The following is a 15,307-nucleotide window of genomic DNA, read 5'->3' as shown; positions in this document are numbered from 1 at the left end:
TTCGTCGCCAGTAGAGACCGTGTCCTTGGAACAACGTCAACTCGTTCGGCGCACGCGATCTCTCCTTCGACGGACGCACGGGGACGAGCCCGGCCAACGCCACGGTCGCCAGGCCCGCCTCCGGTTCAGCAGCAGCCGACGCTACGCACCTGCGCCGTCGGTGCTGGGTGTGGCCAGCAGCTGCAGCTCCCAGGCGAGTGCGACGCCGGTGGCGCCGCCGTGCTCGAAGAGGATCGGTCCGAGCTGGTCGGCCGTCTCCTCGCGAGCCCAGTCGCGCTGCCATTCGCTGGACACGACCAGCCAGGTGACCGGGACCACGCCGGCCCGTTCCATGCGGCGTACCGCCATGTCGTGCGACTCGGCGCTCACCCGCCGCTGGCGTCCGTGACGACGAAGACGTCGTACCCCTCGTCCAGCGCGTGGATGGCGGGCATGGCGACGCAGATCTCGGTCCACAGCCCGGCGATGATCAGCTTCTTGCGCCCGGTCTTCTTCACGGCGTCGACGACGCGAGGGTCTTCCCAGGTGTTGATCGACGTGCGGTTGATCGGCTTCTGGTCCGGGAAGACGTCCTGGATCGCCTGGATGAGGTGGCCGCCGCGTTCCTCGATCACTGTGGTCAGAATCGTCGGCACGTCGAAGACCTTCGCGAACTTGGCGAGGCCGACGGCGTTGTTGACGACCATGGTCGGTTCGTGACTGTGGAGATTGGCGACCTGGAAGGGCTGGTGGTCGATGAGCACCAGCACGCTCTCCTCGGGGGTGAGCAGTGCGTCGAGGCCGACCTTTGCGGTACGCGTCATGTTCTTCCTTCTGTGTGATGGGTTGGACGCCGGGAGGAGAGGGGCAGACTCAGAGCTGTTCGGGCGCGGCCATGCGGTAGACGAACTGGCCGAGCCCGGACTGTGCGATGGAGAGGAGCACACCCGCGAGGCTCTCCTGGGTGGCGGCCATGCTCAGGTCTCCCAGCCGGACCGCCTCGTAGCCCGCATCGAGGCTGAGCTGCCTGACGATGCCTGCGGCCTCGTCGTCACCCGCCCAGAGGTTGCTCGGTCGCACCCGGGCGTCGGAGATCTGACCGAAAAGGGATGCGAAGTTGGTGCTGAACGCCTTCGCCGTCGGCCCGCCCGTCACGGCCTTGACGTACTCGGCGTTCGAGGTGAACCCCGCCGGAGTCCGAGCGCCGCCGTAGAGGTTGGTAGCGTCGAGCACCGGCTTGCCATCCAGCCCTCTGACGGACGACAGAGCTACCTCCACGGCGGCTCCCGGGACGGCGAGCAGCACCGCTTCCGCGGTGCCGGCATCCCCGCCGTCGCGTCCCAGCCGGGTCACGTGGTGTCCGGCGCGCTCCCACAGGTCGGCCAGACCGCCGCCGATGTTGCCTCGTCCGATCACGGTGATGTTCATGGCTCTCCTTGCCAGGTGGTGTGGGGCGCCGACCGGGCAGGCCGGCCAAGAGACCGGTTCCGGGCACGGCCCACCGGCATCGACGGGCAGGGCTGGAGCCTGTACCCATGGCGTGGTACGACGCTATGACGGGCGTCTGGTGGGCGTCCAAGACTTGTACTGACGTCGCACGATAGGATCTGTCTATTGATATCGGCCCGCGCCTCCTGCGCTACTTCCTGGCTGTCGCCGAAGAGCTCCACTTCGGCCGCGCGGCCATGCGCCTCTACGTCTCCCAGCCGTCTCTGAGCCAGCAGATCCGCAAGCTCGAGGAGACGCTCGGCACGCCGCTGTTCGTCCGTTCGAGTCGCCGGGTGCAGCTGACCGCCGCGGGGCGAACGCTCCTTCAGGAGGCGCCCAAGGCGCTGACCGCACTGGAACAAGCCGTGCAGCTCACCCGGCTGTCCGGATCAGGGATCGCTACGACGATCCGATTGGGCTACACCCCGATCGCCAACTTCGGCACCATCACCGTGCTCCTGGACGCACTTCAGGAGGCGCACCCCGACTTCACGATCGACGCGCGAGAGATCTTCAGCGCCGAGATCCCCGAGCGACTCCGCGTCGGCGACCTCGACATCGGCCTCGCCCTCTCACCGCAGCACCTCGACGGGGTGGCCGGTGAGCTCCTGCGCCGGGAGGCGGTCTCCGCCCTCCTGAGCACGCGGCACCGCCTTGCCGCGGCGCCGAAGATTCCGCTGGCCGACCTGCACGACGAGACGCTGCTGCTGTTCCCACGCCCACTCGCACCTGCGTACTACGACCGCATCGTCGCAGCGTGCCACGAGGCGGGCTTCACGCCGGAGATCTGCGCGTTCGAGGACCCGCCCGTGAACGCGATGCTCGCCCGCCTCTCCGGCGGGCGCGAGGTCGGACTGGCCCCCGCGTCGTTCGCCGAGCACGCCGCGAATGCCGGTACTGCTCTCACCGTTCGCGATGTCATCGATCCGCAGATCCCGGCAGAGCTGTCGATCCTGTGGTCGACGAACGATCCCTCGACCGCTGTCACAGGCGTCCTGGATACCGCACGACGGTGTGCCGAACGCCACCACTGGCTGCGCGGTCCCATCGGCTGACGGGAGCGGGATGCCGGGCTGAAGGAGTTCACCGCGACGTGCGAGAACAACGCCGACGCGAACCGGGATCTCGTCAGGCGGGCCGTCGAGGCGGCGGGTGCGGCAGCGGGGCGTGAGGACTCCGCGACGGGGGCGCGGGATACGCGTCCTCGCTCAGGGGCAGGGCCTCGGCCGGCGAGGACCTGCCGACGGCGTGAGGCGGCGCCGTTCGCCGTGCACCCGAGGTATCACTCGTCATGTCCGCCGATTCCCCCGAGATGGGTGTGGGTGAATGCGCTCGGGAGCTTGAGGCCGTATCCCAGCGCGCGGTCGACCCCGACGTGGAACGCCCAGGCACATGCGAGGGCGCCGGCAAAGGTCGACAGAGTGGGCGAGGCCGACGAGGTCATGAGGGCGACCGACGCGGAGGCCGCGGGCCACGCGTAGTTGTGCACCGCGTTGTAGGAGAGCGCGCCTGCGGCAGCGGACCGGGCGTACCCCAGCATCGACAGGTCGAAGAGAAGGAACGCGGCCAGGATCACCCACCACCACCGGGGGTATACGGCGACGACCGCGACGACGGACAGGAGTGCGATGGCCGCAGCCTCGATGCGCTGGACCGTGTGTACGGATCTCATGAGTCCTCCGGAAGAGTTGGGAGATCGTTCGGGACGGACGCGGCCCGAGAACCAACATCCACCGGCAGCTGTTGATTCTCGGGTACCGCATGCCCCATGGCTGTGAGTCACCGCTGTCACCACGTGGGCGGGAGTGGCGCGTCCGTGGCTGCGCGTGTGCGTGCTTCCAGTCAAAGCCGTGTTCTCAGCACACGGTCAAGGTCTCAACTCGCTGAACGTGTGCCGGGCTGCTGCTCGGTGAGGTTGTCTCACCTTGTTCTGGGGGTCCGGGTAGCTACGAGAAGTCAGAGCAGCTTGCTGTCGATGCGGCCGAGTTCCGCACCGGTCCCGGCCAGCGCCGCCGTGGCCTTGGCCCACCCGGCGTCGGTCGAGTCCAGCGCGCTGCGCAGGTAGGCCGTGGTCAGCCGCTGCAGGACGGCGACCCGCTCGGGGTTCTCGTCGGTGGTCTCGGCGGCTTCCCAGTTCGGGATGCCGCCCAGGGAGTGCTCGGCGCCGTACAGGGTCAGCAGGTCGGTGGCGCCCGGGCTGTGGGCGTAGGCGTCGGTGAACCAGTCCGGGCCGCGGCTGGACATCTTCGACTGGTCGTGGTCGCCGGCCACCACGAGCGTGGGTGTGGTCAGCTCGGCGAACGAGGGGTTCATGAAGGGGAAGTGTTCCTGGGCGAACGGGTGCAGCTCCTGGCCGCCGGTCCCGGTGGCGGCCAGCAGCACGCCTGCCATGACGCGTTGGTCCGAGTAGTCCTGACCGGCCTGCCCCGTGCTGTCGAGGATGCGAGCGCCGAGCAGCATCTGAACGGTCTGCGCGCCCCAGGAGTGTCCGGCCGCGACGACCTGTTCGTGGTTGACCCGTCCGGCGAGACCTGGCACGGCCTGTTCGATCGTCTCGAGCTGGTCCATGGTCCGCCGCAGGTCGGCGTGTCGCTCGGTCCAGACCTGGCCGAAGCGGGGGTCGTCGAACCCGATGCCGTCGCGGCGTGAGTCCAGGTGTGTCGGTTGTACGACGACGAACCCACGGGATGCCCAGAAGGCCGTCAGGGGTGCGTACCCGTCGAGCGACCATCCGTTGCCGTGCGAGAACAGCAGGACCGGCAGGGCGGAGCCGTTCACCGGGGCGGAGACGCGCACGTCGAGCGGACGTGCCCGGCCTGGCGCGTCCAGGCGCACGGGGGCGACCGAGACCACTCGCTCTCCGACCCCCACGAGGTCGTCCAGGGCCCTGACGATCGGCGTGTCGGTTGTTGCGGGGGTACCACTCATGGGAGATCACCAGTCCTTTGTGTTCGGGGCCTCCGTCGATGACAATGGAAGCGGAGCGCCGCTCCGCAACAATACGGAGCGTTGCTCCGCTTGGCAAGTACCTACGGAGGCTCCTATGACGACACCTGGCCCCATCGACCGTTCCGCCGACCCGACTCCCCGCGCGAAACGCAGCGACGCCAAGCGCAACGAGCAGGCCCTGCTGGACGCCGCGGCCGCCGTCTTCGTGACGGAGGGCGTGGACGCGCCGGTCCGGCTGATCGCCGAGCGTGCCGGAGTGGGCATGGGGACGATCTACCGGCACTTCCCGACGCGCCCGGCGCTAGTGGCGGCGGTCTATCAGCACCAGGTGGAAGCACTGGCCGAAGCCGGCCCTGCGCTCCTGCGCGAACTCGGCGACCCCGCAGCCGCCCTGCAGCGGTGGGCTGCGGGCTTCGTCGAGTTCCTCGTGACCAAGCACGGACTCGCCGGGGCACTCGGGTCAGACACCCAGGGCGTGAACACCTTGCACCAGTACTTCGTCGACCGGCTCGTGCCGGTGTGTGACGACCTGCTCGATGCCGCGCTCGAACCTCACGCCTCCGGGCAGGTATCCGGATACATGCTCATGCGCGGCATCGGCAACCTCTGCATCGTCGGTGACAGCGACTCCCGTTACGACGCCGCTCGGCTGGTCTCTCTCCTCGTGGCAGGGGTGCTCACCGGTGAGCGACACAACAGCGATCCGGAGTCCGGCTGACCAACGTGGGCGCGTCGCCCCAGCGCGACGTCGGCCCGTCGGAGAACGTCTTGCTGAGCGCGGTTGTAGAGGGTGGTCAGTGCTTCGACGAAGGCATGCTCCGTCACGCGCGTGGGGTACGGCTCGTGCGTGCCCCACTCCGTCTGCTCCAACCAGACGGTCGAGCGCCAGTGTGCACCGTCCTGCGCAAGGTCCTCCGCGAGGCGGTCCCGGGTCGACTCGCTCGCACCGGGTATCAGGGCATGGAGCCGGCCTCGTACCTCGGCCGACTCGGCGGAGACCATCAGCCGAAGACGCGCGAGAGCGGCGGGCGAGTAGATCCGCGTGCAGACATGGATGAGAGCACGGTCGGACTCCGCCAGGCGCGCGCCGACCGCCTCGAAGCCCGATGGCGTGTCGGCCGGGGCGCCTGAGTGGAGCAACGCCGCGATTCCGGCCCGTGACCGGCGGAAGCGCTCGATCTCTTCCCGCAGCACCGTGTCCGCCCTGCGCAGCGCCTCCGTCGCGTCCCCCTCATCCGTTGTGTCGATCTGCGCGAGCGGGAGGCCCAGTCCGGCGAGTTTGCGCAGGCGCAGGAGGCTCACCAGATCGCGGACACCATACTGTTTGTAGCCGTTGTACGTGCGCGGAGGCTCATCCAGAAGCCCGAGCGCGTGGTAGTGCCGTATGGCGTTCACTGTCGTGCCCGCAAGATCGGCCAGTTCGCGTGTGCTCCATGCCATAAGGCGATGCTCGCGGTCGAGGTGAGGTCGTCGCGTCGGTAGAAATTACGGATTCAGCTACGGAGCTGCGCGAGCCGAGGAGTTGAGACCGCGTGAGCCGCCAGGCATGCGGCAGACCATGGCGATCACGGCAGCGGGACCTGTCTCAGCTCGCGACGGGACGTGATCCCCAGCTTGCGGTAGATGCTGCGGAGGTGTGATTCGATCGTCCGTGGGCTCAGGAACAACTGTGCGCCGACCTCCCGCGAGGTAGCGCCAGTGGTCACATGCCTTGCGACCTGCAGTTCCTGGGCTGTCAGCGCATCGGTCGGCTGAGTGGTGCGCTTTCGCGGGCGCTCGCCGGTGGCGCGCAGTTCACTGGCTGCCCGGGCCGCGAAGGCTTTCGCGCCCATTCCCGACAGCAGGTCGTGTGCAGTTCGGAGCTCGTCCCGAGCATCCTGACGCCGTCCTTCGCGACGCAGCCACTCTCCGTAGACGAGATGCGCCCGCGCGGCCTCGCCGGCGATCCGGGACGCGTGCAGTTCTGCGATCGCCTCACGATAGTGCGCCTCGGCCGAGGAGTCAGCGATCGTCAGCGCCCGCGAACGAGCTTCCAGGCCACGCGCCCAGGATGTACCAGACGCTGCGGCCCGGGCGGTCAGCCGCTCGAGCACGCTCGCGGCGTAATCCGGATCGCCCGCACGCACCGACGCCTCGATCAGTTCGGCCAGGCCGACCGTGCTCAACGACGGATCGAGGCAGGCGCATGTCGTCTCCGCCGCGCGCTGCGCCTTCTGGTACTCGCCGAGGGCGTTGTAGAGGACGGCCATCGCGTACTTCGCGAGGCAGACCTCCGCACCCTTCGCGGGATGGCTGGGATCCTCCAGCGTGATGTCGTGGAGCCTGATCGAGGTCGTCCGGTCGCCGCTCCACGCGGCGAGTATGGTCTCCGAATGACGGCTGCGGACGGCACCCGTTGCCTCCGAGATCGCGATCGACTGGGCGACGAGTTCGCGCGCGCGAGCGAGCTCGCCACTGATGATCAGCACGTTGGCATGCAGACTCAGTGCCGCGGGGAGCGCGGCGAGTGCGCCGGCCGCACGCGCGGAGCGGACGTAGGCCTCGGTGAGGTCGTGAGCGAGCTCATCATCAAGAATCCCGACGGCGATCCTGCCGGCCAAGTCGTGGACGATCCCGACGGTGCTCTTGCCGGTGAACCCCAGACCGGAGCGGGGCCGATCGTCCTGACGGCCGTCATCTCGCGTGGCATCGCGCAACGACTCCAGCGCGTCCCGCAGGGCGGGGACGCCCTCGGGGAAGTCGCGCACCATCGTGGTGGCGAGTCCGGCGAGCAACGTGTCCACGGGCCGCGCAGCTCTCTCGATCGCGGGGTCGTCGAGTGCCGCGCGGGCGACGGTCTGCCCGACCGGATCGCCGTAGATCATCGCCAGGTCGAGCGCGTCGAGGCGGATCTCGCGGGCCAGCTCCGGATCGTTCCGCGCCACCAGTACGGCGGCTTCCGCGAGCATCGCCGGCGCGCCTCGATGCCGGGTCAGGTGGTACACGATCTGCGCGCGCAGCAGTGCGACCCGGGCGCGCTGGGGCGCGTCGAGCGATCCGGTCTCGGCCGTCGCGAGGAGATCGAGCGCTTGCTCCGGCGCACCGGCCTCACGCAGCGCGTGTGCTGCTTCCAGCGCTCGACGGGCGCGCTCGGCGGGATCTGGTGTCAGTTCCGTCGACCGCTGAAGAAACGCCCCCGCGGCCGCGTAGCCGCCGCGCGCACGTGCCCGCGCCGCCGATCGCTCCAGCTCGGCTGCGATCTGCTCGTCGAGTCCGGACGTCGCCTGAGCGGCATGCCACGCGCGGCGGTCGGGGTCGAGCGTGGGTTCGGTGGCGGCTGCCAGGGCGGCGTGCGCGCGGTGGCGATCCGCATGCCCGGCGGTGCGATAGACGGCCGAGCGCACCAGGGGGTGCCGAAAGCGCACCCGAGTGCCGATCTCGATCAATCCGGCAGCTTCTGCGGGCGCCGCCGATTCCAGTGTGACGCCCGCACGGGCAGCCGCGCGGCCGAGCAGGGACGGGTCTCCCGTCGGATCCGCGGCAGCGATCAGCAGCAGCATCCGGGTCTCTGCAGGTAGCCCGCCCGCACGGTTCTGGAACTCCGTCTCCACGCGACCGGGGATGTCTGAGATGTCGGGGAGCTGGAAGCCGCCGGCGAGTTGCGCGGGCTGCGAGTACAAGGGAAGTTCGAGCAGCGCGAGCGGATTGCCGCGGGCCTCGGCGATGATCCGATCCCGCACCTCGCCGTCCAGGGGAGCCGCGACGGCCGAGTCCAGCAGTGCCCGGGCATCCGCCTCGCACAGTCCGCTCAGGCGAAGCTCCGGCAGGCCCGCGAAGACGGTGTGGCCGTCCCCGGTGTCGCGGACGCCGAAGACCATGGCCACCCGTTCCGCGTCGACGCGGCGCGCGACGAAGGTGAGCACTTCGGCCGATGCCTGGTCCAGCCACTGGGCGTCGTCGACGAGACACAGCAGGCCGCTTTGCTCCGCGGCGTCGGAGACGAGACCGAGGGCTGCCAGACCCACGATGAACTTGTCCGGGGCGGGACCGGTCTCGCGGCCCAGCGCGACTCCCAAGGCCTGTTGCTGCGGCTGCGGCAGCGCTGACATGCGGTCGAGCAGCGGGGCGCACACCTGGTGCAGACCCGCGTAGGCGAACTGCGTCTCCGCTTCGATGCCCGTCGACGTCTCGATGCGGAACCCGAGCGCCTCGGCGCTGGTGCGCACATGCTCCAGGAGCGCGGTCTTGCCGATACCGGCCTCCCCACGCACCACGAGGCTGCCGCTGTGTCCGGCCTTCGCCTCGCCCAGCAGTTGCTCGACCTGGCGGCATTCCGCGTCCCGGCCCAGAAGTGTCGACAGTTTCGTTCTCCTCCGGGTCGCCCCACCGGACCGAACCACGTGCCTACGACGGTCATCATGGTGGCTCAGGCGCGGCCGGTGTCTGGCCGGCGGGTTTGACCGTGTTCTGACGACAGGGAGTCTACTTGCGAGGAGATACCGGCGCCCTCACGCCGTCGCACCGCCACCTCTTCGACAACTCATGGTGACCCTCTTCACGAGCGGAACCGGCCGGCTCACCGAGCCCCGGCGGGACGGTCTCGGCCTCGTCGTGTGAACCCTCGTGCTCTCCCGCTACCGCGACGGTGCAGGTCAGGAGACGAAACAAGTGATCGACGGGGAATTCCTTGACCGTGTTGTGACCACACGGTGTCTGCTGGTGCTCAGCCGTTGGCACCCCGCCAGCCGGAGCTGAAAGGTCAGGATCATGGGATACATCACCGTCGGCGACGAGAACAGCACGCCGATCGAGCTGTACTACGAGGACCAGGGGGTTGGGCAGCCTGTCGTGCTGATCCACGGATATCCGCTGAACGGACACAGCTGGGAGAAGCAGACGCAGGCACTCCTCTCCGCCGGGTATCGGGTGATCACGTACGACCGTCGAGGGTTCGGGCAGTCCTCGAAGGTCGGCTCGGGGTACGACTACGACACGTTCTCGGCCGACCTGAACACGCTGCTCGAGACCTTGGACCTGCGGGACGTCGTCCTGGTCGGGTTCTCGATGGGCACCGGCGAACTCGCCAGGTACGTCTCGCGCTACGGGCACGAGCGAGTCGCGAAGCTGGCGTTCCTCGCCTCGCTCGAGCCGTTCCTGGTGCAGCGCGACGACAATCCGGAGGGACTGCCGCAGGCGGCATTCGACGAGATCGCCGCCGCAGCGAAGGGCGATCGGTACGCGTGGTACACGGAGTTCTTCAAGAACTTCTACAACCTGGACGCGACGCTCGGGTCGCGGATCAGCGCGGAGGCCGTGGCCGGCAGCTGGAACGTCGCGGTCAACAGCGCCCCGGTTGCGGCGTACGCCGTCGTCCCGGCATGGCTCGAAGACTTCCGGAGTGACGTGGAGGCCGTTCGTGCCGCGGGCAAGCCGACCCTGATCCTGCACGGGACGAAGGACAACATCCTTCCCATCGACGCCACGGCTCGCCGGTTCCACGCGGCTGTACCCGAGGCCGACTACGTCGAGATCGACGATGCCCCCCACGGCCTGCTCTGGACCCACGGCGACGAGGTCAACAGCGCGCTCAGGGACTTCCTCGGCCGATGAACACCCCGGCTGCCGCCTGCACGGGGTCAGGTCGGAGCTCCTCGATGGTGCAGTTCACCCGGTGAGTCGGTAGATCGGCAGCACGACATCACGGCGCTGCTCACGGTCCGGACCGGGTCGTGTCGATCGATGGCTCAGAAACGGGGAGCAGAACGAGATGAGAACCTCGGCGCCGGGGTCAGGCGTGCCAAGGCCCGTCCCGCCGGGGGCGGAATACCACAGGGCGCTGGCGGGGGAGAAGCGACGCATCGGCCGCGGCATCCTCGCCATCGCCCTGCGGGCAGAACTTGACCGTGTCCCGGCAACACGGTGTCGGCTGACTGCACACACCTCGGGCGTGACGGTCCATCGGACCTGTTCTCCCGACACCGAATGACAGAGGAAGGCATCAAGTTGAGAAATGATGGAGTTCATTCGTGATTGAGGCGGAGTCGCTGACCAAGCGCTATGGCGCCAATACCGCTGTCGACAGCATCAACTTCACCGTTCGCCCTGGCCGGGTGACCGGATTTCTCGGTCCGAACGGCGCCGGCAAGTCGACCACGATGCGGATGATCCTCGGCCTCGACCGCCCGTCGAGCGGCGTGGTCAGAGTGAACGGCAAGGCCTATGCCCGGCACCACGCCCCGTTGCGGCAGGTCGGCGCTCTGCTCGATGCCAAGGCTGTCCATCCGGGGCGCAGCGCGCGTAACCATCTCCTCGCCGTGGCTGCCACACATCACATCGGCGCCAAGCGCGTCGACGAGGTCATCGGGCTGACAGGACTCGAGCCGGTGGCACGCAAGCGCGTGGGCGGCTTCTCACTCGGGATGGGCCAGCGGCTCGGTCTCGCGGTGGCGCTGCTCGGCGATCCCGCCACTCTGATCCTTGACGAGCCGGTCAACGGGCTCGATCCGGAGGGCGTGGTGTGGCTGCGTGGGCTGGCGCGGCGCCTTGCCCTGGAGGGGCGCACGGTCTTCCTCTCGTCCCACTTGATGAGTGAGATGGCGCAGACGGCTGACCACGTCATCATCCTCGGCCGAGGGCGGATCGTCGCCGACGCTCCCGTGAGCGAGATCGTCGCGAGGGCAGACGGCGACTCGGTGCAGGTGCGCAGTCCGCAGGTCGACCACCTCACCCACCTGCTTCAAGCAGAGGGCGCGACCGTATCGCGCGTGGAGGCCGATCTGGTCTCCGTGACGAACCTCGGCACGTCGCGTATCGCCGAGATCGCCGCTGCCGCAGGGGTCGTTGTCTACGAGCTCACCCCGATAGCCCGGTCACTCGAAGAGGCTTACATCGCATTGACCCGAGACGAAGTCGAGTATCGCACCACGCAGACATCTCCTGAGGTGAACCGATGAGCACCACCGAAGAATCGCCCGTCTTCATCCCCGCCGACGGCGCTCTCGACTTCGGCGGCGTCGTCCGCTCGGAGTGGATCAAGTTCCGCAGCGTACGTTCTACCTGGTGGGCGTACGCAATCCTGCTGGTGGTCACCGTCGGGGTCGGGGCGCAGGTGTCGTCGTCGCTCAGCTTCGACGGTATGCCGGGCGTGCCCACCCAGGACGCGATCCAAGACATGGCCGTGTATGCCGTCACGGTCAGCACCGATTTCGGCGTGCTGGTCGTGGGCGTGCTCGGCGTGATCGTCATCGCCGGGGAGTACGGGACGGGCATGATCCAGTCGACTGTCACCGCCGTGCCGAGGCGACTGCCGATCCTTGTGGCCAAAGCGCTCGTCGTCGCTGTCGCCACCTTCGTCGTGAGTTCGGTCGCGCTCGCCATGACGGTTCCGGTCTCCGCCACGCTGCTTGCGGGCAACGGCGTCGCCGTCCGCCTCGATGATCCGCAGTATTGGATCGTGCTGCTGGGGAGTGTGGGATACCTCGTGCTGGTCAGTCTTATCGCCTTCTCGGTCGGCGCGCTCCTGCGCAGCACGGCCGGCGGAACGGCGGCGACGTTCGGCCTCCTGCTCGTGGTACCGGTCGCAACGAGCTTCCTGCCGGCCTGGGCGGAGAACATCGCAATACTGTTGCCTTCGGTCGCGGGTGACGTGCTCCTGAGCTACCCGACCGAGCAGAGCTGGGTGGATCTGGCCGCACCGACGGCCGGCAGCGCGTGGATCACCGAGCCCTGGCAGGGCGGTCTCACGCTCATCGCCTGGGTGGCGGTGCTGTTCACCGCAGCAGCGGTGCTGCTCAGGGAGCGCGATGCGTAGTCAGGCCGAGCCTCACGACGGGAGCCGATCGCCCAAGGAGGACGCGCGCAGTCGATGATCCGGACTATCCGAACGAGGCGCTCCGTGAGCGCCGAGAGGACGAGATATGCCGTGGAGTACGCGTGAACTGGCAGAACTGGCGGGAACGACTGTGAACACGGTCCGTCACTATCACCGTGTCGGGTTGCTCGACGAACCTGAGCGCCGCTCCAACGGCTACAAACAGTACGGGGTCGGGCACCTCGTGAGCCTCCTTCGGATCCGACGCCTCGTCGACCTGGGAGTGCCGCTGTCAGGGATCGGTGACGTCAACGCGGGATCCGATCACACACCGGACGCACTCCGTGACCTCGACGCCGAGCTCCAGGTGAGCATCGAACGTCTGACGAAGGCCCGGGAAGAGATTGCCGCAATCCTCCGCGAACGGTCCCCCGCGCATGCGCCTACCGGGTTCGCTTCCGTGGCATCGCGGCTTTCCGGAGCGGATAGCTCGATGATCCACATCTACACACAGCTGTACGACCAGGAAGCGCTTGCCGATGTTCGGAAGATGGCTGAGGCCGACTCCGGCGGTCTCAGCGCGGAGATCGACGAGCTTCCAGCCGATGCAGACGAGCAGACACGGCGGGACCTCGCCGAGAGGCTTGTGAGCACTCTGAGGCAGAAGCTCATCGACTATCCGTGGTTGGCCGACCCAGCCGCGCACCTCTCCAAGAGCAGACTCGTCACGGCGCAGACGTTCGCCCAGGCCATGGCGGACCTGTACAACCCAGCTCAGTTGGACGTCCTCGTCCGCGCCAGCGCGCTCGCGCACGAACAACTGCCCGGCGCACAGGCAGAGAATCCGCCCGAGTGAGGTTGACCATGTCCCGACAACGGGCTCTTGGATGGCACCAGGGAGTCACGGGGGACCGACCCGCGCTCAGCGAGCGGGGGCGATGGAGAAGAAGGAAAGGCAGACATCGTGGAGACAGCTGAGCAGGCGGCGGCTCGCGGGCCGAGGTCTGGCGCCTCTCGCCGGTCCGCCGGGTTCTGGGTGCCGCTGGCGTTGCTGGCGCTGCTGGTGCTGGTGCTCGGCTGGCTGAACAAGACACCGTGGTGGGGTTGGGGCCTTGTCGCGGGGTTTCTGCTCGCCCTGGTACTGACCGCGTCCTGGTGGTTGCGGCGCGGCGTCGTGCTCAGAGTGGGGGCGTGGCTGGTGGCGGCCGCCGTAGCGGCCGGAACGGTCGTGCTCGCCCATCCCGGACCGCAGTTCCGGATGGCCGGAGGCGCGGCGCGGGAAGCGACGCAGCCGGTGGAGACGAGGGAAGGCCCGGTGACCGGTGTGCGCAACGACGCCGGCACGGTCGAGATCTTCGCGGGCGTGCCCTACGCCCAGCCTCCGGTCGGCGACCTGCGGTGGCGGGCACCGCGACCCCCGGAGCCGCGATCCGAGGTACTCGTCGCCGACCGGTTCTCGGCGGCGCCGGTGCAGCCCACCACGACCTTCGCCACCAGGGCGCTGTCCCAGACTCTCGACATCCCCCTGGAGGACACGTTCCTCAACCCCTACCCCGTCAGCGAGGACAGCCTCTACCTCAACATCTGGCGCGCCACGAAGCCCGCTTCCGCGGAGCTTCCTGTGCTCGTCTATGTCCCGGGTGGTGGCTTCGCCACCGGATCGGGTGCCCTGCCCCTGTACGACGGCGAGGCGCTGGCCTCCACCGGTGAGGCGATCGTGATCACGATCAACTACCGGCTGGGCGTCATGGGGTTCCTCTGTCACCCGGAGCTGGCCGCCGAATCGTCCTACGGGGCGTCGGGCAACTACGGGATCCTGGACCAGATCGCCGCGCTGGAGTGGGTGCGGCAGAACATCGCGGCGTTCGGTGGCGACCCGGACCGCGTGACGCTCGCGGGCGAGTCCGCGGGCGGTGAGAGCGTGTGCATCCTGGGGGCTACGCCCTTGGCCGAAGGGCTGTTCGACGGCATCATCGGCAGCAGCGGTGCCTGCATGGGCACCGAAGGGAACACCCAGGGCGGCGACCAGAGCGACTCACGGGCCGTCGCAGAGGACGCCGGTGAGCGCCTCGCCCAGGAGCTGGGCGTGGAGACGGTGGCCCAACTGCGCGAGCTGCCCGTCGACCGGATCACCGAGGCCGCCGGAGCCGTCGGCCCGCACTGGCGACCGTCTGTGGACGGCTACGTGCTCGACCGCAGCCCGGCGGAGATCTACGCAGCGGGCGACCGACTCGACGTCCCTACCATGGTCGGCAGCAACGCGGACGAGGACTCCCTGATCCGGGCCTTTCCTCCGGAGCCCATGACCCCCGAGGAGTACCGAGCGACGGCCCGGAAGGATCACGGCGAGGAAGCGGACACCTTCCTCGACCTGTATCCGGGCGAGACCGAGGAGCAGGTGCTCGACTCGATGCTGCAGGCCCAGACCGACCGCGTCTTCACCCGCGGGATGTACCGCTGGGCGCGGCTGCAGACGGACGGCGGCCAGGCGCCCGCCTACCTGTATTTCTTCACGCACACCCCGCCGGACGAGGGGCTGCAGGAGTACGGGGCGTACCACGGCGCGGAGGTCATGTACGCCTTCGACAACCTTGGCGCGGACGGCGCCGCCGACTACGGCCCGGCCGACTACCTGCTGCGCGATCAGCTCAGCGGTTACTGGCTGAACTTCGTCCGGACAGGTGACCCCAACGGGGCCGGACTGCCCCCCTGGTCCACGTTCGCCGACTCCCCGGAGCAGGTGATGGGGATCGGCGTCCCCAGCGGCATGACGGCCCGTCCACGGCCCGAGGCGATCGACTACTGGATGAGCTATCAGGGCCCGGTCGCATGAACGCTGCCGACGAGACGCACGCCCCATGATCGTGGTGTGCTGAGTGAGTGCGTAGCTGACAGGCCATGTCGTGCAGTTCACGTGGCAGGGGGAGCAGGCATGCGGGTGCGACGACGCCGGTGCGGGCGACCGGTGCCGACATCGACACCGTGATCGAAGGTGTCCATGGCCCAGGAGGCGGGAGGCATGATCGACGACGAACCTCTTGACCGTGTCGCGGCCACACGAAGTCTGCTGATCCTCGGATACCTGGAGGAGCGGAATCTGTA

General features: G+C 68.5%; 14 protein-coding genes. 7 read left to right on the top strand and 7 right to left on the bottom strand.

What is annotated here, in order from left to right; genetic code table 11:
• Positions 1 to 141: 141 nt before the first annotated feature.
• The 3 genes from HGK34_RS03060 to HGK34_RS03050 are packed head-to-tail and all read right to left on the bottom strand — an operon-like array spanning position 142 to position 1,407.
• Entirely contained in the window at positions 142 to 369 is a 228-nt protein-coding gene (locus tag HGK34_RS03060) for a hypothetical protein (RefSeq protein WP_201845105.1), read from the bottom strand.
• Positions 366 to 803, bottom strand: coding sequence for an isochorismatase family protein (locus HGK34_RS03055; protein ID WP_201845104.1), 438 nt, complete (start codon positions 801 to 803; stop codon positions 366 to 368). The genes HGK34_RS03060 and HGK34_RS03055 overlap by 4 nt, the downstream gene beginning before the upstream one ends.
• A gap of 49 nt (positions 804 to 852) precedes the next feature.
• On the bottom strand, positions 853 to 1,407 hold the full coding sequence (locus HGK34_RS03050; RefSeq protein ID WP_201845103.1) for an NADPH-dependent F420 reductase: 555 nt from the start codon (positions 1,405 to 1,407) through the stop codon (positions 853 to 855).
• 179 nt (positions 1,408 to 1,586) lie between these two features.
• Between HGK34_RS03050 and HGK34_RS03045 the strand changes: the two genes are divergently transcribed.
• Positions 1,587 to 2,522 (top strand): LysR substrate-binding domain-containing protein, encoded by a 936-nt coding sequence (locus HGK34_RS03045; RefSeq protein ID WP_307815704.1) that lies wholly within the window; start codon positions 1,587 to 1,589, stop codon positions 2,520 to 2,522.
• Between the two features lie 227 nt (positions 2,523 to 2,749).
• Here the strand turns inward: HGK34_RS03045 and HGK34_RS03040 are convergent, their stop codons facing one another.
• A complete protein-coding gene (locus tag HGK34_RS03040; RefSeq protein WP_201845101.1) occupies positions 2,750 to 3,139 on the bottom strand; it encodes a DUF4260 family protein in 390 nt (129 codons plus the stop codon).
• A 284-nt stretch (positions 3,140 to 3,423) separates the two neighbouring features.
• Positions 3,424 to 4,395: an alpha/beta hydrolase family protein gene (locus tag HGK34_RS03035; RefSeq protein WP_201845100.1), complete on the bottom strand. Its 972-nt coding sequence runs from the start codon at positions 4,393 to 4,395 to the stop codon at positions 3,424 to 3,426.
• A 115-nt stretch (positions 4,396 to 4,510) separates the two neighbouring features.
• Here HGK34_RS03035 and HGK34_RS03030 point away from each other — a divergent pair, with 115 nt between their 5' ends.
• Positions 4,511 to 5,134: a TetR/AcrR family transcriptional regulator gene (locus HGK34_RS03030; RefSeq protein WP_201845099.1), complete on the top strand. Its 624-nt coding sequence runs from the start codon at positions 4,511 to 4,513 to the stop codon at positions 5,132 to 5,134.
• On the opposite strand, the gene HGK34_RS03025 is transcribed toward HGK34_RS03030, so the two are convergent.
• Positions 5,050 to 5,856, bottom strand: coding sequence for a MerR family transcriptional regulator (locus HGK34_RS03025; protein WP_201845098.1), 807 nt, complete (start codon positions 5,854 to 5,856; stop codon positions 5,050 to 5,052). The genes HGK34_RS03030 and HGK34_RS03025 overlap by 85 nt on opposite strands.
• A gap of 125 nt (positions 5,857 to 5,981) precedes the next feature.
• Entirely contained in the window at positions 5,982 to 8,795 is a 2,814-nt protein-coding gene (locus HGK34_RS03020) for an AAA family ATPase (protein WP_201845097.1), read from the bottom strand.
• A gap of 367 nt (positions 8,796 to 9,162) precedes the next feature.
• Between HGK34_RS03020 and HGK34_RS03015 the strand changes: the two genes are divergently transcribed.
• The 5 genes from HGK34_RS03015 to HGK34_RS02995 all read left to right on the top strand — a co-directional run bounded on the left by HGK34_RS03015 (position 9,163) and on the right by HGK34_RS02995 (position 15,038).
• Entirely contained in the window at positions 9,163 to 10,005 is an 843-nt protein-coding gene (locus HGK34_RS03015) for an alpha/beta fold hydrolase (protein WP_201845096.1), read from the top strand.
• Between the two features lie 416 nt (positions 10,006 to 10,421).
• The gene (locus HGK34_RS03010; protein ID WP_201845095.1) at positions 10,422 to 11,348 is read left to right on the top strand and encodes an ATP-binding cassette domain-containing protein; all 927 of its coding nucleotides are present in this window, start codon (positions 10,422 to 10,424) and stop codon (positions 11,346 to 11,348) included.
• Positions 11,345 to 12,205, top strand: a complete 861-nt coding sequence (locus HGK34_RS03005; protein ID WP_201845094.1) for an ABC transporter permease subunit — start codon at positions 11,345 to 11,347, stop codon at positions 12,203 to 12,205. Before HGK34_RS03010 ends, HGK34_RS03005 begins: the two co-directional genes overlap by 4 nt.
• 106 nt (positions 12,206 to 12,311) lie before the next feature.
• A complete protein-coding gene (locus HGK34_RS03000; protein WP_201845093.1) occupies positions 12,312 to 13,061 on the top strand; it encodes a helix-turn-helix domain-containing protein in 750 nt (249 codons plus the stop codon).
• A gap of 108 nt (positions 13,062 to 13,169) precedes the next feature.
• Positions 13,170 to 15,038, top strand: coding sequence for a carboxylesterase/lipase family protein (locus tag HGK34_RS02995; RefSeq protein ID WP_201845092.1), 1,869 nt, complete (start codon positions 13,170 to 13,172; stop codon positions 15,036 to 15,038).
• The last annotated feature ends 269 nt before the right edge of the window (positions 15,039 to 15,307 follow it).

Origin of the sequence: Myceligenerans indicum (assembly GCF_016742955.1) — a bacterium.
Taxonomy (GTDB): Bacteria; Actinomycetota; Actinomycetes; order Actinomycetales; family Cellulomonadaceae; genus Myceligenerans; species Myceligenerans indicum.
The sequence above is the reverse complement of the archived record's forward strand: the minus strand, read 5'-3'. Positions and strand labels throughout refer to the sequence as shown.

Bases quoted from the DNA above. Each gene is read 5' to 3' on its own strand.
- HGK34_RS03040 (WP_201845101.1), bottom strand. From the start codon at position 3,139: ATGAGATCCGTACACACGGTCCAGCGCATCGAGGCTGCGGCCATCGCA.
- HGK34_RS03005 (WP_201845094.1), top strand. From the start codon at position 11,345: ATGAGCACCACCGAAGAATCGCCCGTCTTCATCCCCGCCGACGGCGCT.
- HGK34_RS03055 (WP_201845104.1), bottom strand. From the start codon at position 803: ATGACGCGTACCGCAAAGGTCGGCCTCGACGCACTGCTCACCCCCGAG.
- HGK34_RS03035 (WP_201845100.1), bottom strand. From the start codon at position 4,395: ATGAGTGGTACCCCCGCAACAACCGACACGCCGATCGTCAGGGCCCTG.
- HGK34_RS03025 (WP_201845098.1), bottom strand. From the start codon at position 5,856: ATGGCATGGAGCACACGCGAACTGGCCGATCTTGCGGGCACGACAGTG.
- HGK34_RS03050 (WP_201845103.1), bottom strand. From the start codon at position 1,407: ATGAACATCACCGTGATCGGACGAGGCAACATCGGCGGCGGTCTGGCC.
- HGK34_RS03000 (WP_201845093.1), top strand. From the start codon at position 12,312: ATGCCGTGGAGTACGCGTGAACTGGCAGAACTGGCGGGAACGACTGTG.
- HGK34_RS03015 (WP_201845096.1), top strand. From the start codon at position 9,163: ATGGGATACATCACCGTCGGCGACGAGAACAGCACGCCGATCGAGCTG.
- HGK34_RS03030 (WP_201845099.1), top strand. From the start codon at position 4,511: ATGACGACACCTGGCCCCATCGACCGTTCCGCCGACCCGACTCCCCGC.